Origin of the sequence: Bacillus hominis, assembly GCF_018332515.1 — a bacterium.
GTDB lineage: Bacteria > Bacillota > Bacilli > Bacillales > Bacillaceae_G > Bacillus_A > Bacillus_A hominis.
Genome location: NZ_BOQD01000081.1, coordinates 1 through 21,776, shown reverse-complemented (window position 1 = coordinate 21,776; position 21,776 = coordinate 1). Strand labels below are relative to the sequence as shown.

The following is a 21,776-nucleotide window of genomic DNA, read 5'->3' as shown; positions in this document are numbered from 1 at the left end:
TACTTCTTGTTGTTTCTTAGCTTCTTCCTGTTTCTTCTTTTCCTCTACTTCTTGTTGTTTCTTAGCTTCTTCCTGTTTCTTCTTTTCTTCTGCTTCTTCCTGTTTATTTTGTTGCTTTCCATTTACCTTTGTTGGTTCCGGGTCAATCATAGCTGATACGAACCATAAAGCCCATGTTGCACAAAAGAATAAAGTGGCTTTCTTGAATTTCGGTTTATTCTTGAACCCTTTCACGAAAAATACGATTGAAGTAATTAATGATATTAAAGCAATTAAATTTAAAAATGCTGACATATGTATTTCCTCCAAGTTGTTTTTATATTCCACTTTTGCTTAATAATTTTATTCATTTGAGCTTTATTTACTTATTAGCCCTGGCTATTTGTCTTATCTACACTGTGGTAGTCATACTTTGTGCTTTATCCAAAATTAAAAGGAAAGTTTTTTCGTTCTTTGCAAATTGAATTATTTCATCAAGAAATCTGAAACATAACAACAATTAAGTTCATACTAGCATGAACGACAAACGATACTATTAACCTATTAGTACGTACATATATTGCCGCAAGTACAAGTCCAATTAGAAAATATCCAAATACAAAAGGAAAATCAAAATGCATAATAGAGAAAAACAATGAACTAACTAATATACACCCACTTTTATTAAATTTACGGCTTAATATATTTATGGCCGCGTAACGAAATACAAGCTCCTCAACTAGCGGAGCAAGAATTACAATTGATATAAGAGCAAGAGGAGAAATGGCTACAGATTCAATATTACTTGATGTATTAACTGATTGTGTAGTTAAGTGAAATATACTTTTATCCAATATACTACCAATTGTCTGTGCCAAGAATACTGCAACTATTCCTACTAAAATCCAACCGAATGATACTCTTGAAAATTTAATTGATAACTTCGAATCGCGCATCGCTTCTTTCTTATATATAAGAAAAACGAATGTCAATATGAGCAAAAAACCTATTAGTTCCCAATGAACAAGTAGTTGCTGAATTGCTTGCTGTTGATTTCCCTTAATATCATACCAACCTGTCTTTGCTAGCAATTGTACACCTATAATCCCAACAAATTGAGTCATTATAAAATATATGAGTATAACATAACCTGATTTATGTATATTACTATGATTCATTTTATTATATTCACCTTTCATTTACATCCATATATTATCTAAATTTCAAATCCAAATAGTATTATCTACTCTTCTTTAAGAATTTTATATATACGTGTAGGTTTATGCTTAACAAGATCCCCTTCACTATTGCTAACTTTTTTTGTTTCAAAGTAGATTGGGTATTCTTCCCACCTGTTTTTATTTCTGATACTAACTCTTTAGTTATCCAGTAATTTCGATTCAGCAGATCTCCTGTTACAGCAGTCATTCAAAAATGTTTGTTATCTGTATTAAATTATTTAGCAACCATTTCCTCTTTGGGGTTCTTTCGTATCTAATTCTAATTGTCCATTTAAATCAGCATTCAAAAAGCATTTAACACTTTGTTCTGGTATTGATAGCATTTCGATTCCTCCAATATTAACTTTATAATTTTATATAAGGATTATATGATTATACAATCTAAATAAATCCCTATACCACTTAAACTTATGCTACTTGCAAATGCTTTAACCCAATCTCTAACGCGCCTGTTCCTCCAAAACCCTGATTAAATAAAAGCGGGACATCATACTTCTTTGCGTACTCTTTTGCTACATCAATAGACACATGACCACATGCACCTTTCTGCACTACAATAACATCACATTTTTTTATAACACTACGAAATGTTTTCTTTACACCACCATGATTTTTTCCGTCGTGAAAAATCACCTGACAATCTCTTTTTTTCGCTAACTTCTCTAATGTTCTACCATTTGAACCACCTAAAACTAGAATTGTACTCATTTCCATTCACTCTCCACATCTTTATTTTTTTTATATGTACTTGGTGATACTAATAATACAATTGTACAAATGACAATATTCAGGAATACCACACCCACTATTAATACAATTGCAAAGACTGGTAACAATAGCATGAAAATAAAACCACTTACAAGCAAGCATATGAATATAAATCCATTGCTCATGTCTTCATAACCATCTAATCCTGTTACAATATCTAAACTGTGCATCCAAACTGTGATACTATCCCAATTTGTTATCAACAGGTATCCACTACCTACTAATAAAGCCCACCCAAATATTGTCCCTAAAAGTCCCGAGCCTCTTCCAGAAGAATATCCTGCAAAATAGTTTGCTGCGGTTCCAAATAATAATCTCATTCTTTTTACCTCCACATCTATATCATTTCACTAATATATACAAATTCCATTTAACCATAACTTTATTATATCAGAAAATTAAGAATATTCAATAAATATTTTTAGGTACTCTTTATATTTTTTAATAAGGGCTGTGATTTTTATTCACAACCCTTATCTTTCAGTTAATCCACAGGAACTTCTTCTTGTCCATGCGGTATTTGTTCAATTGGTGTTACAATTTGCGCATATTGATTTACCTGAATTTTAAATTGTCGTGGTTCCAAGAAGTTTACCTGTTGTATTAAAACCTCTATATGAAATGTATCTACTTTTTTCCCGCGGTCAATTTTGGTAATACGTGCATTGTAAAACTTATCTCCATTTAGGAAATATCTTTGAACAGCTTCTGTAGCAAGCATACGTTCATTACTTGTCATTTTCATTGGTTCAATACCAAATCCAGCCTTTGTAAACAAATATGGAACATCATAACTACTATTAGAAATTTTTCGTAGTAAATCCTCTACTGTTTTTGTTTTTGCAATATATTCTTCTTCTTTTGTATCAAATCTCTTTGGTTTATCTCCAAGCATCTCGATTTCATCTTGATTTACTTGCTCTTCCTCTTGCACTTGTGATTTCAGCATATAATCATGAATGGTATTATAGGTGGCAACACCTGCCACTAGTACGATAATCCCCAATATGACCAAGTATTTACGAGGCATATTAGATAAAATGTTGATTATTTTCTGCATCTACTCTCATCCCTTATCAGTCTATAACATTACGGATTTGTGTCATATGTTGTCCTCTTGCCGTATAGTTTAGACCTGTAATTTGTACACCCTTATTATCACCAATATGAATCATTTTTTGATTCCCCATATAAATCGCAACATGCCCTGGATTTTCATAGAAAATTAGATCCCCTGGTTGCGCATGATTGATGTCTGGCACTTGTTTTCCTTGTCCGACTTGAGCACCAGTCCAATCTCCAAGTTGGACACCTATACTTGTTCTAAATACATACTGAGTAAATCCTGAGCAATCTGAAGTACCTCCTGGCGGATTACGATCCCCTAAGACATATCTCACTTTTCCTTGACCAAGCCATTTTTTCGCTTCTGCTAATACTTTTTGTCGTTTGTCATTCGTCATAATAGGAGAACCACCAGATGATAGTCCTGGATCATCATTTTTCTTAAAGAATTTCATTGGATCCGTTGGTTGGTCGTTAATACGAATTTGGAAATCTAAATGAACAGCGTAGCCATTCATATTAAGGAAACCAGTGTTTTTATCATAGTTAGAACCACCCATCTCTCCAATAATTTGTCCTTTCGTCACCATGGTTCCTTGTGCAATTGATATTTTACTCAAATGTAAGTAACGAGATACAATACCATTTCCATGGTCTACATAAACACCTAGACCTCCACCATTTACATTACCTGCTTGGACTACAATACCTGCTTCCATTGACCACACGGGGTCTCCAGCTTTTCCAGCGGTCATAGCTCCAATATCTACAGCATTATGTTGCTTTCCACCACGAACTGCATCAAATGTATCTGTAATACGCCCTGATTTCGTTGGCCATTTCCAACCTTTATCGGAAATCCATTCTCCATCTCCAGATTCTACACAACCTAAATCTTTATAATATTTCAAAACTTTGGAAACGTAAGTGTAATCTCCATAACACGCTCCAACTTTGGTTCGGAAGTTATTAGGATCAGAACAACCTGCTGGATTTTCACCAGCATGCTCCCTAGAAAACGCAATGGCTGTTTCTTCTGAATATCCACCTTTTGCTAATGCATAACTAATGAATCCAGGACCGTAATTATAACTCTGTAAGGCAAGTGCTATATCTCCATTTGCCTTTGCTAAAACATCTTTAAATTCTTGTACGCCTGCTTCAATAGAAATATTGGGGTCTTTAATACACCCTATACGAGCACTTCCTTTTAGACCTATACAATATGAACTTAAGTCTCCATAATGCCCTTCTGCAGCTTGCATCGGGTCACTTCCCTCTCCTTGTGATTCCTGCATCATTTGGGCAGCCAAAACACCAACATATTGAGCTACACCATGTTTTTCTGCCATTTCTTTAATTTTAGGAAGGTATCCTGTAACTTTGGCATTAAGGTTAACAGGTTCTCCGCCAGGGCTCACATTACCTACACACATACCACCAACAAAATTACTAGAAGGTGCCAGATGTCCATACATTCCTTCTAACATTCCTGCTGCTAGTATCTCACGCGCACGATCTTTTTGACTCTCACTAAACTTTGCAAGCTCCATCGCTTTTTCTAATCCATGAGAAGAAACTGTTACTTTTTTACTACCACTTGCATTAATTTCATCTATTTTTTTCTTAAAATCTGTATCTCCCAATATCTTTTTTACATCTGGTCCGGAATAACTTTCAGATTTGGTTTTTTGCATCTCCTTTTTCTTTTTTTCACAAGGACCATTCGGTCCTGCCTCACATACCTCTTTTTCCGTATATTCTTCATATTGGATATCCAAGAAATATGATATAGCATCATGCGGATCTTTTCCAGTCAAATCATTATCATACCGAGCCATGTCAAAAGCGACGACCTCTTTCCAGTCTACGTTTAGTGCCATTGAAATTTCCATATACTTTTTGACTTGCTCTTCTGTTTTACTCTCATCATCGGTAAATGGTACAAAAGATGCTAGAATCACACATACAGTAATAATAAGAGCCATAATGAGAGCAACAGGCAATCCTACTGCTCCCACGATAGCTCCGACAATTTTCACTATACCAGCTCTTAGCAGTTTGGCAGCAGCTTTCGCTGCCGCTCTTCCTGCTTTTCCTGCCATTTTTGCCATTTTCCCGCTTGCCTGCATCCCTTTTTTCTTAATAAAGTGAGATGTCGCATCTTTTAAAGGGTTACTTTTCTTCTGGTTATTTGGATCGTTAGGATTTTGACTCATAGACTTGTCACTCCATACTTTCCATTTTCATTATTTCTACTTCTTCGCTGTGCTAAGCGAGGGTTTGGCGCAAATGGAATCAGGTTTTGTGGGTCATGTTCTGATAAATTCAAATGTGTCTCTGTACGTACAACTTCGTCCTGTGTATGAGTTACTAGGATTTCTTCTCTCGGTTTAATACTGCTATCTTTCACTTCACAAACCCTTTCAATTCTTTGGTTTGCTTGTAATCGTGTATCTCCTTTTCCGAACGGAGAAATACGTGACACTGTACCGTCTGTAGTTGTCGCAACCATATAACTACGATCTCTTTCTACCACCATTTGCACATTCTGGTATCCCCCCTGGTCTAAATCAGACATATAGAAGTGACCATTGTCTACCTTATGACTTACCGTAAGTGGCGGTTCACTAAATACTGGTTTCTGTTGTAAAGGTCTTTGATTTTGATTTCCTATTAATTGGTTTGGATTAATATTGATAGAACGATTGATACTAATTTTCCCACCACTAGAATCTTGAATATATGCTGGTGTTGCTTTCATACCATTACGGTACTGCGTTAATTGTCCATCCGAAATATTTAAGTCTTGATATACAACTTGTCCCGAACGAATGCTACTATCACCACTACCATAACGAGATACAACTTGTGTCATTCCACTGGAATCTTTCGCTTCAATCCATGATTTATTATTTGTCGTAACAAGACGTACTGCACCTTGAGCAACTGATTGTCTTCCAGTCGCATCTGTTATTGTTGGTACCATTCCCTTAATCTCTTGAATTTCTTTTGCTTCTGTTTGAACTGCTTTATTATAAGGATTATGTTTACTTACCATACGTGCAGTAGCTTGGTAAGCACCTGCACCACCAATTACACCTGCTGCATAGCTTAATCCTTTTGTCACATTGTAATGGCGTTCTGCTGCATTACCTCCTAATGAAGTATGAACGGCAGCTGCAGTTCCACTCATCACTCTTTGTACTGCATTTCCACCAGCCTGCTGAACAGCACTAGATGCATTAAAGTATGCTTGTGATACATTTTCCATACCTTTTGTATGCACGAGATGTTTGGCACCTTCCATCATACTTACACCAATCATCTTACTTTGCTGTGTCATACGTCCCACTGCTGAAGTTGGAATCGTCATTTTCCCAGCACTTTGCGAAATATTTGCTACACTAGCTGATGCATCCGCATACGAGCGCTCAATTTCAGAAACAGACAGATTTCCAGCACGTGCCATACTCGCTTGCGTTTGCGTAGCTGCAAACACAGCTTTATTGATTGCACCACCTGTCGCAACACCGTGTGAACGAACACTTTGAATCGCACTAGTAATTCCAGAACCTACTTGTTGACTCATTGTTCCAAGACTAGCATGACTTTGTAAACCTTTCGTCAATTGCGAAGCAAAGGCATCTTTATTAATATACGATTGATTATGTAGACTCTTACCACTCGTATCTTTTGCCTGTACGGGCATCGCACCCGCTTGTACCGCTGCTTGCTGAGCGACTGCTTTAAATTCATTCCCTTTATCATTCAAGTGAGACTGCCAAGCTTCTACTTTTTGCGCTTGAGACATAGTTGGAGACAAGTTTTTCATAAAGTTTGCTTTGTTCTCTGCTGCATATCCTTGTTTAAAGGATTCTGTAGATGCTTGTACTAAATTCCCAACATTACTTACACCTTTTTGTTTCTGGTTTCCATATCCATTTGCTAAACTATGTGTTTTTACACCATTTACCGCTTTTTGAATGCCAGATACACTAGATACACCCATTGCATTTATATTTGGATTGTTTTGTAATTGTTGCGATAGCTGAGAAGCAAAAGCTTCCTTATTAGCATAGCTAGTCCCATCTTTTTGTTGCACAATCCCTGCTTGTTCTGCAGCTTTCTGTGCATGATTTTTAAACCCTTGCACTTTTTGACTCAAGTGTTTGTTCCATGCAGCCTCTTTTTCTTGTTGTGGTACATCTGCAGGGAATTGCTTCATGAATCCAGCCTTATGATCTGCTGTATATGCCTTTTTAAATGCAGCAGTGGACGCACCCACAAGTGAGTCTACTTGTCCCATATTTTGATGGCCACTCTCTAGTGTTTCTCCCTTTACTCCTTCAACCGCTTTCCCAACTTTTCCAAGTGCAAGTTGAGAAGCAAAGGCATCTTTATTTACATAAGACTTATCAAACAGGTTGTTGCCTTGCTTATCTTTCGCATCAACTGGCATTGCTCCAGCTTTTATTGCCGCTTGTTCTGCATGATTTCTAAATCCCTGAACTTTTGAGTTTAGATGGTCATTCCATTTTTTCTCTTTCTCTTCCGCTGACATATTTTCTGGTAATTGACCCATAAACGCATCTTTATGGTCTGCCTCATATCCTTTTTGGAATGCGTTAGTTGCAGCGTTAACTAAATCTCTAGCGTTTCCATATGGTGTAGCATTTTTCTTCATGTTTTGTAAATCTTGTTTTCGCTGATTTTTGAAATGAGACATTTGATCACTATTTGTTTTTGCTACTTTTTTTGCAATCTCTGCATCGGATGCACCAGGGAATGCTTGTTTTAAACGGCTCGCAACTGCAGAATCAGGATTATCCGCTTTCCAATTTTCAAAATCTTTCGTAGCTAAGTCTTGTGCAATATCTTCATCTGTTAACTCTGGATATTGTTCTCCATTTAACCCTTTATACGTATCTAGACCTTTCTTCACACTAGAACCAATATGCTTCCCAGCACTAGTAACTCCTTCAAGTCCAGCTGCCAATGTTCTTCCTGTTACTGCACCAGGAACTCCACCTGCTTTACTTCCAGCAAATGTTCCTACTGCCATTCCTTCTGGTCCAAGTCCTGCACCCATTGCTAACCCCGCGAGTCCGCCCGTTGCTTTTCCAACCATGCTTCCAATTTGACCTGCTTTTAACATACGAGCTGCACGAGATGTTGTACCTACATCTGTCCCTAAATTGGCTCCCAACGCGTTTTTAGGGTTATCAGCATCTTCTTTTTTATCTTCCTCGCCTTCTTTTCTAGCTTTTGTCTTCTCTTTATTACTACGATGGTCATCACGTATCCCTTTAACGATACCTGCCATACTTGCTAAGGCTCCCATTCCAAGCATCGTACCTGCTCTATTTACCGCTCCCGCCGTATTTGTACTTAAACCAATGAACCCTTTTACAATTTCACCTATAGGAATAAACATAGCAAATAAGATTAATTTAATAATGGTATTATCTGATTTGCCTACTAGTACAAAAATCAACCATATAGTAATCGCATGGATACCTTGGATGAGTACTGTACCAACAAATTCACGCATCCAATATAGAGTTTGTTGTTTCTTTTGAGGAAATAACCACATACCAACCATAATCGGTCCCATTAACATCAAGATATAAAGAGATACCGCTCGCATTAAATAGAAGAAGTTTGCCCAAAGTGACAGTCCAACTTCAATCAACATCGCAAAAATTTGAAATAAATAATCATCCTTATTTTTATCCATAGACAATTCAGTAATTGTCTGACCTGGTTTAAAAACATCTAGTGATTGTTCTCCTATTGCTCTTTTAAACTCCGATGCTACCCAAGTATTAATATCAAATATAATGTTATAGAAGAAATCTAAATGCCATATACAAATAGAAACAATCATTAAATCCTTCGCATATTCAATGATATATGTTCGATTTGTTGGATTAATGGCAGCAGCTGAATACTTTGCACCAGCAATTACAGCACTGACTAAGACTAAAAAGGCTGCAAATTTAAACATGACTGGTAATCCCGTATTTAATACACTCCCAGCTGTGTCGTCTTTAAATAAAAAATTTAATTTTGCACTATCCCCACCAAAAATTAAATCGGGGATAGTATCAATTAATTTATAGATTGGAGAAAGAAAGGTCTTGACCATAGAAACAATTAAGCCGCCGACCCATCCTATTATCTTATCAAGCATAATTTCACCTTCCTTTTCAAAGGTACGCTATTATCCTGCGTACCCTTGTACTTTCTTCATATTATTTAAAAGTTCTTGCAGTACAGCTTCATTGGATTCAATGAACATCATTTCTTTATCTGATGGATCTGTTTGAATCCAAACTGAACTATCTCCTATGCGGAAAATCCCTTCACCTTTCCCTGGATTGTTGAGAATAATGTCAAGCTCCCCAGCAGTTAAGTTAAAGTTCTCTTGGATTTTTTTCTTATCAATCTTATTTTGCTCTAAGAAGAAATAAGAGAAAGTAGATTGCAAGATACCACGCGCTTTCACATTTTCTAAAATACGAACAAAGTCCTGACTTGCCCAACACATACCAGCATTTCTTTTACGTGAACGACGTGCTACTTTTTCTAAGAAGTTAACAGTTTGTTCATAGTCGATAAACTGCCACATCTCATCCACATATAACACTTTTCGTTTGATAGCGTGTTCTGGACTCTTAATCCAATGCTCCCAAATATAGTTCAGGATAACGTGGAAGGCGATCGGCTTTAAGAAGCCCTCTTCTAAATGACTAATATTAAAGTTAACAACACGTGATTCGTTTAACTGTGTTTCTACACCGCGTCCAAAATTACTTTGTCCATCAAATAATGGTTTTGAGCCATCACGTAAAAACGGACGAATCGCAGCAATTAACTCTTCTGCTTTCACATCGTCTCCATGGTTTTCCACTATCACATCATAAATTTCTTTTAACTCTGGCTCCGGCTTTCTCACTTGAGACTGAATTAATTGTCCATCCACCTTCTTTACTTCATCCGTATATAAAGATGAAGGGTGAGAAGTAATACCATGTTTACTGAATACTTCACGAATCGCATCTTCTAACATTGTGCGCTGGAATACATTTAATCCTGGTTGATCAAAATCTTGTCCGCGAATAATAATGTCAAAGAATCCTAGTATTTCATTAATTTTCTCTAAAATAGGCACAAATCTTACATACTTCACGCCATCACGCTCTACGAGTTCTTTCTTGTCATATTGTTCAAGCGCTTCTAGCTCTTCATCTTTATCCGTAATCTGAAGTTCTGTTACTGCAATTGCACAAGGATTAATAATGATATTACTTTCAGGTGAAATATTTAAGTTAATACCACCTAATCGTTTGGTGATTTTTACGAATTCCCCCTCTGGATCTATGATCATCGCATGTGTATCTGCAAGTGATGTTTCACGAGCTAGCTTCATTTTTAAAAGTAAACTTTTACCGGAACCTGAAATCCCTGTCACACCAATGTTATAGTTTGGTGGACGATAATCTGCGTTACCAAATGAATTTAAAAATTCTACTTGGCCAGTAATTTTGTTCTTTCCTATTGGTATACCACCGTTAAATCTTCCGGATCCTGATACAAAGGGAGCAAATGTACATAGAGCACGTCTATCGATATTTCGATATGTATCTTGCAGAGTATTTGGTGCACCTAGTGGCATAACCGCTTTCAAACCACTCTTCACACGATTCCAGGTACTCGCTATTTTAAAGTGAGATGCTTGCATTTCATCTTCAATATACTCACATAAAACATCTAATTCTTTCTTTGAGTCAGCATACGCAACGGCCATGGTACTTACCATATAGGAGTCATTCTCATTAAATTGAATTTCATCCATTAGATTGTTTGTATCCTGAATTTTTGCATCTAAGTCTTTTTCTTGGTCAATATTTCCGCGTGTACGTTGGAAAGAAAGGTTCGAACGTAACATCGTCAGCTGCATATCTAACGATCGCATCGCTTTTGCTTTTGGCTCTTTATGAATATCAATCATGACATCAACCTCTCCAGCTGAAGTTAACATGTTCAGCCAATTGGTCTGCATCATACGAGGGTATCCATCACGTGGAATATAAAATGGACGGAAGAAAGTATTACTTCCTAATGACTGCTTAATTACCCCATAGTCTTCTGCATCAATTTTCATTCCTTCTGGGGCAATGACATCAAATACAGTTGTTTGATTGTCTAATTGAGGCGGAACTTCTTCTTGTTCGTACTCTTCCTCATCTAGTTCCAATTCATCATTCTTTTCAGCTTCTAATTTCTTTTTTTCTTTTTTCTTCTTTCCAAACAATTTCATACTTATGCCACCCCATTATTTGATTTTTCAGCTTTTTCTTCTGCTAGAACTTTCTTCATTAACTCTAGTTTTCTCTCATTTGTTTCACCTGTTGAATATAGAGAGAAGTTTTCATTTTCAATTAAATCTTGGAAACGTGCTTTCACCGCTTTACGACGGTTAAATGCTACGTATAAGAGTTCTATTAATTTATCTTTCGTTAACATTTCTACACTAATTTTTGCTTTCGATAGTAGATTTCGGGAAGCATTATAGCGACGATATAATTCGTTAAATGCTTTATCTACAATCTTTTCTTCCAATTCTTCCTCTGTATCAGCTGTAATCGTACTAATATCCACTTTGTATGGATAAATTAAATATCGCTTTTGTTCATATCGAGGTTGCGAACGTTGCCAGTACTCTAGGTTGTCGATAACTTCTTGCCCATAAAGTACTGTCTCTGGTGTAAGGTCCTTCGCACCTTTCATTGTTTCTGTCATTTTTCGTACAGGATCTGTTAAATCTACAAACTTACTTTGGATATATACCTTTGTATTAAACTCTAATGTGGTTAACCATGATTCAATTTTGATATCAATCGCTTCTTGTTCCGCATTGGAAAGAAGGTAATAGTTTACTGGGTGTGCCTCTGCAATTAGGACAAACGTATCATCATGATAACGAATCATATGATTTTCAACTTCCTTAATGTCTTCTACAAAAGCACTAAAGAAGTCCACATTATCCTCATCAATTTCCTCTGTAGCAGGCGTATTCTTTTTATTTTTCTTTCCATTTTTTTCAGCAGTACGTTTCTCTACCCCGCCCTGACTTTTCCCCTTTTTCTTAAAGCCAAACATTGGTTTTCCATTCATTTTCCGATAAAAGAAAAACCCTACAATGGCTACCACCGCAAAATATATCATTTCTAACATCTATAAATTCTCCTTTACCCATGTAATTGGCTCGTATCCTTTTCTCCACTTACCTTTTTCAGAACGGCTTCGCATTTTGATAAGTAAATATTTATCTAAATACATGTGTTGTTTTTCTTTATAAATAAAAGCAAACGTTATTACAACTACTACTGTTGGTATTGCTAAAATTAAGCAAATAAAAAATGCTACTGCCGCATTAAAAGGTGCAAATAGCCGCCATAAGAATGGCACATATAAATAAAGGGATGCTCCTCCACCCAATAGATAAATCAATTGGCGTTTGCTCAGCACACCTAATAGTGTTTTTTGTTCCGAAGTCATATCAACAGGAACGGTTACTTTTCTCATTTTATTTCCTCCCTTGTATAAGAGAAGCTCTCCCCAAATAGAGGAGAGCTTTTGCAAACTCTTATGTTAAATTTTTGTAACCCAAGAAGCGATGTCGTATGCTTTGATCATGACAAAGCCTCCAATTGCCGCACAAGCTAAACCAATCATAGCTTGTGTACGGTTTTCAGGGTTTTTACCTTGTGCACCAGATAATTTAATAGCTGCAAATACCACGCAAGCTGCTACCCAAATACCCCCAAAACCAATTAGTGTTGTTACAAGGGTATTCATGCTTTTTTGTACAGTGGTAGCATCTGTACCACTGGTGTGCCCAGTAATACCTTTCTCAAAACTAGTTTTTGCCAGTAGAAAATCTCCTACTGATGTTGTCATAAGTTTTGCAGACAACCAATTCAACATAATTCCTGCACCTCCGGGTGTTTTTTGCTCGCAAAACGCAAAAAGACCCCAATACACGCACACGTCCCCTAAGGACATGGCGCATATTGAGGTCTTCTCTTATATGCGAACTGATTATTTTTTTATTTTATTGTTAAATCTTATTACATTTATATTATAGCAATACGATTTTAAAAAAACAAGCCTTATTTACACCTAAAAAATAAAATTGGACTTTTCGTGTTCCGTTTTATTTCATTTCTTTTTATCCTCTTTGTTTGGATCGTACCATACCATTTGAATTTGAAAAATATCACTGTCCTTAAGACCCAAAACATTCATTTCCTCTTTCAATGAGCGCCATGGTTCTATTTTTATAGATTTTGTACTTTTGTCTCTAAGCGTATACACATGTACATAATATGCTTCTTTTTTCTTTTTCATAATACAAATAACTTCCCCTTATATTCTTTATATTTTTTTAATAACAGAATAATTGAGTATGTAAAAATTACACACTTCAAATAGCATTTCCTCTTGTTACTTTCATAACTATTCCCCCTTCCTTCACATCTATTCACTTACTTTCATTAAATCAAAAAAACAGGTAATCGTGTGTACCCACAATTACCTGTTTTTTTATCATTTATATCTACCTTTTATTTCTTATAATTTCATTAACCTCTTCAACACTTAATTCTGCAACTTTTGCAATTTGTTCTATAGGTAATCCTATTTTAAACATATTTTCAATCATCTCTATCTTAGTTGCAATTTTAGTTTCTTCTGTAGCTATTTCTGCAGCTTTTTTCGCAGCCCTTTCTTCTGCTGTCTCTATTTCTGATATTCTATCTTTTATTGCTTTTTCTCTAGCCTCATATAAGCGTAAAAAATCCTTATCGCTACTTAAACGCTCCCAATCCTCTATTGCTTTTTTCAAAACTGGATCTTTTTCCATTGCTATCGCCTCCAGGATTGTTGTTAATCTCTCATCCTCATGCGCAGGAAATAATAGTAACCAACGCGCTAAAGAATCTTCCCACGGATCCATTCGTTTTCCTTGCCATTCTTGAATCACTTTTGGAATTTCAAGAAAATGCAACTGCATATTTTCGGTAATGATACGTTTAGATTTTTTGTTCATCACAGTATTAATACTATGAAACTCCTGTTCTTCTGGAAATAGAATGAAATCCACTATATTAATACAAATGGTTGGTCTTAATTCTGTATATTTCATCCCTTGAGTCATTTGAGAATAATACATACCTGACCAATAGAACAAAGAACGTTCTATCATATCTTTTTTGTCTCGAACTTGAATCTCTATATTAATTTTTATACCACTATTTAGCGTAGCTCGCAAATCTAAAATAGACAATTTATCATCCTTCTGCTCTCTTGGAAGATGCGGATCATCTAAGTGCAAAGATGTAATTTCTTCATCAATAGATGATTGTAGTACCGCGTTAAGAAACCCAATTAATATATCTTCATTTCCTTCTACTCCAAACAAACGCTTAAAAGCATAATCAACTCGTAAATTTACTAGATTCTTTTTTACATATACACTCATGTTTTCCCTCTACCTTTCTCGTTTTAAAATTGTATATAAGAGCATAAAAAAAGATAGAATTACAATTCTATCTTTTTCTCCTCTATTTTCCTACCAAATATGGCTACTAGTTACTTACTATATAAGAAATATCCTCTTCACACATATTTGTCGCATTTGCAATTGTCGTGATAGAAACTCCCTCATTATAAAATCGTTGAATGAGTTCCATTCTTTCTTGTTCCCTCGCTTTTTTATCTACGTCCATTAATTGTTGCATAATATCCATATACTTAATACACACCTTTCTTTTATATAAAGTCCCCTAGTTAAACTGTTACGTGTATTGTTAAAAGAAATTTTTACACTAATACTGCTACTTTGTTGTAAAATGTACAACTTTCTTTTAAGTTCACAACGATTTTTTATATTGTGCGAAAAACTGGCTTGAAAGAAGCTTGCATCGCATCATCTAAACCTTTCCCTTGTGCTGGGTTCCATGCTGCAATAATTACGTTATAGCCCTCTTTCTTTAACTCTGTCGCAAAAGCAATTAAGGCGGCTCTTACTTTTTCATTCTCTACTAAGTCAGCATCGAATGCTAAGTATACATTTTCTACGCCCATATCTTTTAATACTGGCATAACGATTCTCCATGCATTTACACCCGGAATCGCAAGAACTGTTGTCCCTACTTTAGCTATTTCTTCTTTATTTAGTCTTTGAGGAAGTAAATCGGCAATCAAATCCGCCTTCATCGGCCCTTCTGTAATCATTACTGATTTTGTTTTGTGCAGCGTACCAGACTTCCAATGTTTCAAATGTGAGCTTGGTACTGCTACATGTACAGGAAGTGGATTTTCACTACCTCCCGCACCGGTTCCTTCATTTTTATTTGCTGAAGAGATCCATAAGTATTTTTGACCTTTATGTATCTTTACAACAACTTTTTCCCCGCCGATTAATAATTCTTTATTTTTCCCTATTTCTAGTTTTCCTTCATAGATACAATCACCGTTTTTCGTTATTTTCACAATATTAGGCTGTTGTAGTAGTTCGGCTTGTATACCTGTAGGTCCAGATTTCACATGAACAGAGTTCTTTACTTCATCTACACGTACTTGCCAACCAACAATTTGATTATATTGGTTTCGGAATGGAATCATAATTCCTGGAAAACCTGCCATTAAACGAAGAGAAAGTTGTCCTTTCTTCATTTCATAAAATGTGACGCATCCCAAAGGATATTTCCCTCTGGGGTAGCGCCTACCCATTTCGGGTGCGATAGGTAAATCTTTGATGTTATCTCCAATTTTTCCCCCGCCCCACACCGTGCGTGCGACTTTCACCGCACACGGCGTTCCATCGACTGTTTAATGTCTTTGTGTTTCCTCAATCTAAAGGTTTATTACTTTTGTTAATGTTTTGTTTGTCAATTGATTTCTAACATTTCATTTTTCGCTTGTTTTCTAAGTTTATTTAGCTTAATGAGTTGTCCTTCGTTTAGCTTCAACTTCTCCATTAGACCTCCGATCACATCAGGCGATGTTGCATGGATTAATGTGTGTACATCTCTACATATTAGGATTAGGTTCTTATAACTATCATCTTGCGTATATTTCCAAGGTGTTTTATGGTGACATTGCATGTCTGATAGTATTAGTTCCTCGGAAGTAATTGCACATTTGCCATGTTGGGCTACAAATAGAGAGATTCGGTTGTCATTATATTCAACAGTTGCTCGTTGACTAATGACAGGGTGTTCTCTTAACCATTGTATTTTCCATTCAGGCACTGCAGATTGATTTTTATGTATCAATTCTCTACCTTGTGGTGTATACTTATTGATTTTTGTATCCTTATTTTTGGGGCTTTTGTGCTTGATATACGCTAGTGGTAGAATAGGAATATCATTTAGATATCGAACCATTGCTGATTTCATGTATCTTTTAATTCCTTTATCTTTCCCTTTGTACTTCCCTTTCCTATTAACATGTAATCTGTTGTAAATCCTTATATTTAGGTGTTTATGGATGCTTGCTAAATCCCTATTAACCTCGGTCGCAATCTCATAGTAATTATGTGTGCCAATTACCATAGAGTTGTAGCGAACAATAGCTTTATTCTTTAGTCCCTCATTTTTACTTCTTTGAATTACAGCGATTTGATCTTCAAATTGTTTTTGGATTTTCTTTTTGGTTTTGTTTGATATGTGTGTTCTTGCAATTAACTTACTTCCCTTTTTTACCATTTTGATTTCAAAACCAAGAAATTCACTACTTTCCTTACGGAGATTTGTGATTTTTGACTTTTCCTTCGAAATTGGTAGTTTTAGGCGTTCTTGCAACCACATCTCACATGCTTTAAAGATTTTTTGTGCATTCGATTTCGTAGCGGTGAAGATTTTGAAGTCATCTGCATATCGAACAATATACATTTCTTTCAAAGCCGTTGTTTTGCGCATTTTACTGTAATGTGGGTACTTGTCAACATGTCCGCCCTTTTTAATGGTTAATGACAATTCCTTTAACAACCTGTCTTCCCATTGATTTGTTATCCACCAATCGAATTCATTTAGATTGATATTGGCTAATAATGGACTTAATATTCCACCTTGTGGTGTACCTTTGTTTGGATATTGCATTTCACCATTGGGCAGTACTATTGGGGCTTTTAACATTTTTCGGATGATTACAAGAAGTTGTTTATCTCGTATTCCCATAGTCCATAGTTGACGCATGAGTTTTTTGTGATTAACTTCATCGAAAAATCCTTGTATGTCTACATTAACTACATATTGCATATGACTTCGATTCACCCGCAAGGTTGCATCTGCCATAGCTGTTTCAGGGCTTCGATTTGGACGGAAACCGTGACTGTGTTTGTTGAATTTTGCCTCGCATATAGGTTCAAGTACTTGTTTTATACATTGTTGCGCAATTCTATCCCACATTGATGGAATTCCGAGTGGTCTCGTTTTCCCATTAGGCTTTGGTATCTCTACGCGTCGCACTTTTCGTGGGGTATAGTTAGAAAATCTTTTTTGAACAATTTTGATGAAATCTTCTTGACTGAGTTTCTCAACATCCTTGATAGTAACTCCATCAATACCCTCTGTGATACTTCCTGAATTGCGTTTAATATTTCTAAACGCTAAAAGAATATTACTTTCAGAGGTTATGACTTTCATTAACTGCTTGAAGTTTCCTCCATTTAGACTTTTGGCATATAACTCGTCTTGTGATTCCTGCATACCGTAGTATTCAGAATGTCTAAGCGAGTTATCCTTTAGTCCCTCTTTTCTAGACCTTTTCATGTTTTATCACGCTCCAATCTTGGCTCGTGACCTTTTAAGTCATACGAGAATTCCATGAGCGATTGAGGTTATATGACTTTTAAAGAGTCGACTTGTGGCTATTGCTCCAGTTCCATTACAGAACCTTCTTTGCTCCTACCACTACTCTCACTAATGTTAAAAGAAGTTCCCTCGGTATACCGTTTCCTCCTTACTGTTTCATAGAGTTTGCGCTCTCCACATCATTAGCTTTCGACGTTCCCTTAACTTTATCAATTTTAGACTTAGATGCTTCCTTTAAGCCGATGCCCTATCCAATGCCTGTAACATTGCATGGTGGTTTTTCCAGGCTATAACGTATCCACCACTGGACATAGAAACTTTCGTTTCCCATACCATTTCTGGTATGCGAATATTCGACCCGTACATTCGGAAGTTCGTCAGAATACCATTTTATTCATTCTCACCATATCTAATTTTTTGTGACCCCCACCCTATCAACTACGGGACTCACCTCTGAGATCCTTTTCGGTTGCCTGTTAAAATAGGTACTTCGGTAATTTTTCAGATGACTTCACCGAGCTTCAGACCCCTTCTTATGTCGCAAAACTAGAAGGCGCATGTCGGAGTATTAGGGGAAGCGTTTCAAGACGTTACTCTATCATTCCACTTCTCAAGTTAAGAGTTCTACAATCTTAATTCGTTGTGGGTGTTATTTACATTTCAACGTTTCAAGATGGTGCGTAATCTTTTCAATTACGAACGTCTCGCACAGCCAGGTATTCCCTTCCAACAATCTTTTTTGCCAATTTGTTTAAATAACTTTTCCCAAATAGTTGTGTACGTATTATCATCTTCCAACACAATTTGTTGCTTTAAAAAAGAACGATATTGACGTATCTGTACTTCTTCTTCAGTCATTTTTCTATCTTGTAGTAAATGTATATGGTGCTTCTCCTCTAACGGCAAAAATCCGATTAAATTACGATTAAATGCATCTAATTCTTCGTTACTACGCTTACTATGCCCCTTTACCACATCTACATCTGGTAATTGGTATTGCTTCTTACCATTTAGATAATGGATATAACTTGGATTACTTGAATTTTTACCGTATACCCACTTACTTTCCACACGGGTACATGCTACTTTCTCCTGTGAAACATGCAGCATACAGTTTCCAATACCATTACAGATTGGGCATGGAACACGATAAAATTCCCACCAACTTCCTCTTGGATGTGCAGTTGTTAAACGAAATTGTCCTTTTTGTATGTTATAATTCATCATTTCCCACTCCTTGTATACTATTTATTATATATGGAACAGCTACTTCCATTAAACTCTTTATACTTCTATTTAGATGTTCTCTTTGTTCTCCTAACGGATATACAAAAGAATATGTATCACAAACTAAATAATCGTTTCTATGTTCTTGATCTAGCAAAGCTGATTCTACATATGCTTCAAATGCTCTAGCAAACATCTCATGATTCGTAGACCAATACTTTTTGGTTCTCTTCTTATCTAACTTAATGGCTGTATCAAAGTATATAGACCCTTTCACTTGATAGGATATTTCAACAAGTTTTTCGCCAGTTTTTTTATAATGATATGCAGCTAACATTTGTGCGGTTTTCTCGAATTCTTTTTCAATTTTACGCTCCATACGCGTTTTTGTAGCTCCTGATAAAGTATCAAGCTTCCTACACAAACTAGCATGATGTGATTCTAAAATATTTGAAAGATTTCCTTTAAACACATCATAACTATCGATAACACCACCATAGAAATACCACTTTCTACTGTAGGCATTTTCCACGTTGATTACTCTGGCCACTTTTCCTTGTTTACAAGCATCTAACACAGCTTGTATCTTTTCCTTGATAATAGCAGGCAAGATATTCCCAATACTCTTCCCATTTGATAAGAAAGCAAGAGTACCATTTTGAAAATCATGACTACAATCATATAAGAAATGATCCAATGCATGTCCCCATTCATGACACAATGCCCCGACTCCATTATCACGAGTTAAATTAATGACTTTGGTAGAAGGTTCATAATGTGCTAATGCATTGCCGCTTCCTCTCGCACCAATCGCAAGTCCTAAGCGTCCTCCTAACCCTATATACTCAGGTGGAATTCCCAATATACGAGCTAAATCATGCAATGCTTCAGATACATGCCCAATATGCTCTTTTGCATATTGTTCGGTGCAATAATGACCAAATTGCATCCCCTTCAACCCAAACATAGCAACTACGTCTTCAGGTTTGGTAGCAATTTCTACTCCTGGCCCTTTTCTTTGCAGGGTATCTGGCAGTTTCCTACTCCAAGCAGCTGCGGATTTCTTACGAGTTGTAACCTTTTTCGTAAGTAAATCATTCCATGTTAGTTCATGTGATACACGAAGATACGTAGAATTAATACTTTTTGAATTTGTGCAAAGTGATATGAATTTCTTTCCTAATATCAATAATTCCATACCATCTGCATCAACAAACTCATCAAAATATTCCTCTACCATTCTTTTAAATGTGAATGTTACATTCTTATTTTTTCTAAATGCAGACCAACCATTGCTCATTTCCATACCATAAGAAACAACAAGATCTACCCATTGTTCTGAGGTATGTACTGACTGTATATCATTCCATATTCTTCTACATGCCTGAACATATAGTTTCCTTGCAGTCGGTGTATCTACAATTGGCTTCTTATTAATTCTGCCCACTAGCAGTTGCTTTAACTTTGCAACACGTGGCAGGACATCATTTTCTTTTTCATATTCAAAAGAGAATGGAATTAATGCGTTTCGATCCAATGCATTTAGCGCCTCTACTGGAGATTCTTTTTCAATTTCAGCTAAAATTTCTAAAGAAAATGATACTAAAAATGATTCTTTTAAAGCTCGTATCTCTTTCTTTGCTCCCGCTAATTTCTCACCTACATCATAACTGTATCGATTGCGAACTTGTTTATCTGTTCTCACATCCTGTACCATTATGTCTTCTCCTACCTCTAAACCAAAAAGTTCAAATAAATTCATACTAAAATCCTCCTGAATAAAATAAAAGACAGAAATTCATAGTTATTTTTCACTACGGATTTCTGTCATTCCCTCTGTCTGTAGACTTTCATATAGTTATGTAAATCACTCATTACGATACACTCACACCTGTTAAAGAGAATAGATCCTCTTTTGTCGGATTTAGTGCTTGTAACCAGCTATCTACCTCCAGAAAGTTTACTTTTTTTAATTGTTCACCTTTTTCCGCACGTTTAACCACCTCTAAACTTCCATGCTGATGCACAATCATTACAAGATCATCTTTCTTAAAAATACAATCTACATCTGCAGAATTTATGTGGTGGTTACGTAGAATTGGTTTCCATTTCTTAAGTGAATAACCTTCTACATCTAAAAAACCGCGGATAGCAGTAAAGCGAAAACTCGTCCCTCTAAAACATCTTTCCAATAAAAAAAGGAAATCCCGTACACATCCATTAAAATGAACATGATACAAATAGATTTCCCCTGCTTGTTTTGCTGCTCGCTGTGACAAGTTTGATGGTTTAATGGAAAATTGATAACAATCTCGTTCCCAAAATGCTCCTTCTTTTGTAACTCTCATTCGTAATGCACGTAAACTTGGAATAAGTTCATCTGGATGCGCAGAACAAAATAAAGATACTTCATAACTGATATTCATAAATAAATCCCCCTAAATAATAATTTTTGCCCAGTGTAATAATGGGTTCTAACAATCAAACAGACTTGAAAACAACACAAAAAGGGCTTCTTCAAGTCGATTAAAAATGTGCATAGCAAAATAAGCTATATAAACACTAATCGGCTCAAAGAAGCCCTTTCATAAATGAAACAAGACGCAAC

General features: G+C 36.0%; 16 protein-coding genes and 4 pseudogenes. All 20 read right to left on the bottom strand.

The window, feature by feature from the left end; genetic code table 11:
* Positions 1 to 294: pseudogene (locus KI356_RS09670) on the bottom strand (multimodular transpeptidase-transglycosylase / penicillin-binding protein 1A/1B); the annotation flags it as partial.
* Between the two features lie 179 nt (positions 295 to 473).
* The gene (locus KI356_RS09665; RefSeq protein ID WP_002163781.1) at positions 474 to 1,178 is read right to left on the bottom strand and encodes a CPBP family intramembrane glutamic endopeptidase; all 705 of its coding nucleotides are present in this window, start codon (positions 1,176 to 1,178) and stop codon (positions 474 to 476) included.
* A gap of 44 nt (positions 1,179 to 1,222) precedes the next feature.
* A pseudogene (locus tag KI356_RS28705) lies at positions 1,223 to 1,470 on the bottom strand (hypothetical protein); the annotation flags it as partial.
* A 158-nt stretch (positions 1,471 to 1,628) separates the two neighbouring features.
* A complete protein-coding gene (locus KI356_RS09660; RefSeq protein WP_000426065.1) occupies positions 1,629 to 1,934 on the bottom strand; it encodes a DUF2325 domain-containing protein in 306 nt (101 codons plus the stop codon).
* Positions 1,925 to 2,308: a hypothetical protein gene (locus KI356_RS09655; protein WP_001237722.1), complete on the bottom strand. Its 384-nt coding sequence runs from the start codon at positions 2,306 to 2,308 to the stop codon at positions 1,925 to 1,927. The genes KI356_RS09660 and KI356_RS09655 overlap by 10 nt, the downstream gene beginning before the upstream one ends.
* A gap of 164 nt (positions 2,309 to 2,472) precedes the next feature.
* Entirely contained in the window at positions 2,473 to 3,048 is a 576-nt protein-coding gene (locus KI356_RS09650; RefSeq protein WP_002163382.1) for a hypothetical protein, read from the bottom strand.
* 16 nt (positions 3,049 to 3,064) lie between these two features.
* The gene (locus tag KI356_RS09645) at positions 3,065 to 5,272 is read right to left on the bottom strand and encodes a lysozyme family protein (protein WP_000081400.1); all 2,208 of its coding nucleotides are present in this window, start codon (positions 5,270 to 5,272) and stop codon (positions 3,065 to 3,067) included.
* Positions 5,269 to 9,249, bottom strand: coding sequence for a TrbL/VirB6 family protein (locus KI356_RS09640; RefSeq protein ID WP_000884604.1), 3,981 nt, complete (start codon positions 9,247 to 9,249; stop codon positions 5,269 to 5,271). Before KI356_RS09640 ends, KI356_RS09645 begins: the two co-directional genes overlap by 4 nt.
* A gap of 30 nt (positions 9,250 to 9,279) precedes the next feature.
* Positions 9,280 to 11,379, bottom strand: a complete 2,100-nt coding sequence (locus KI356_RS09635) for a VirB4 family type IV secretion system protein (RefSeq protein WP_000765113.1) — start codon at positions 11,377 to 11,379, stop codon at positions 9,280 to 9,282.
* Between the two features lie 2 nt (positions 11,380 to 11,381).
* Entirely contained in the window at positions 11,382 to 12,296 is a 915-nt protein-coding gene (locus KI356_RS09630) for a hypothetical protein (RefSeq protein WP_000892015.1), read from the bottom strand.
* A complete protein-coding gene (locus KI356_RS09625) occupies positions 12,297 to 12,647 on the bottom strand; it encodes a PrgI family protein (protein WP_001233525.1) in 351 nt (116 codons plus the stop codon).
* A 66-nt stretch (positions 12,648 to 12,713) separates the two neighbouring features.
* The gene (locus KI356_RS09620; protein ID WP_011167244.1) at positions 12,714 to 13,049 is read right to left on the bottom strand and encodes a hypothetical protein; all 336 of its coding nucleotides are present in this window, start codon (positions 13,047 to 13,049) and stop codon (positions 12,714 to 12,716) included.
* A 234-nt stretch (positions 13,050 to 13,283) separates the two neighbouring features.
* Positions 13,284 to 13,472, bottom strand: a complete 189-nt coding sequence (locus KI356_RS09615; protein ID WP_000727317.1) for a hypothetical protein — start codon at positions 13,470 to 13,472, stop codon at positions 13,284 to 13,286.
* Positions 13,473 to 13,680: 208 nt separating this feature from the next.
* On the bottom strand, positions 13,681 to 14,604 hold the full coding sequence (locus KI356_RS09610; RefSeq protein ID WP_000118206.1) for an Rpn family recombination-promoting nuclease/putative transposase: 924 nt from the start codon (positions 14,602 to 14,604) through the stop codon (positions 13,681 to 13,683).
* 106 nt (positions 14,605 to 14,710) lie between these two features.
* Positions 14,711 to 14,872 carry a hypothetical protein gene (locus KI356_RS09605; protein WP_000353863.1) on the bottom strand — a complete coding sequence of 54 codons (162 nt, stop codon included), beginning with the start codon at positions 14,870 to 14,872 and terminating at the stop codon, positions 14,711 to 14,713.
* Between the two features lie 136 nt (positions 14,873 to 15,008).
* A pseudogene (locus tag KI356_RS09600) lies at positions 15,009 to 15,821 on the bottom strand (DUF3854 domain-containing protein); the annotation flags it as partial.
* 194 nt (positions 15,822 to 16,015) lie between these two features.
* Positions 16,016 to 17,899, bottom strand: a complete 1,884-nt coding sequence (gene ltrA / locus KI356_RS09595; RefSeq protein ID WP_000830948.1) for a group II intron reverse transcriptase/maturase — start codon at positions 17,897 to 17,899, stop codon at positions 16,016 to 16,018.
* Positions 17,900 to 18,652: 753 nt separating this feature from the next.
* Positions 18,653 to 19,165, bottom strand: a pseudogene (locus KI356_RS09590) (hypothetical protein); the annotation flags it as partial.
* Positions 19,155 to 20,930: an LPD1 domain-containing protein gene (locus KI356_RS09585; protein ID WP_001048055.1), complete on the bottom strand. Its 1,776-nt coding sequence runs from the start codon at positions 20,928 to 20,930 to the stop codon at positions 19,155 to 19,157. The pseudogene KI356_RS09590 and the gene KI356_RS09585, both read right to left, overlap by 11 nt.
* A 112-nt stretch (positions 20,931 to 21,042) precedes the next feature.
* A complete protein-coding gene (locus tag KI356_RS09580; protein ID WP_001027667.1) occupies positions 21,043 to 21,594 on the bottom strand; it encodes a hypothetical protein in 552 nt (183 codons plus the stop codon).
* Between the last annotated feature and the right edge of the window lie 182 nt (positions 21,595 to 21,776).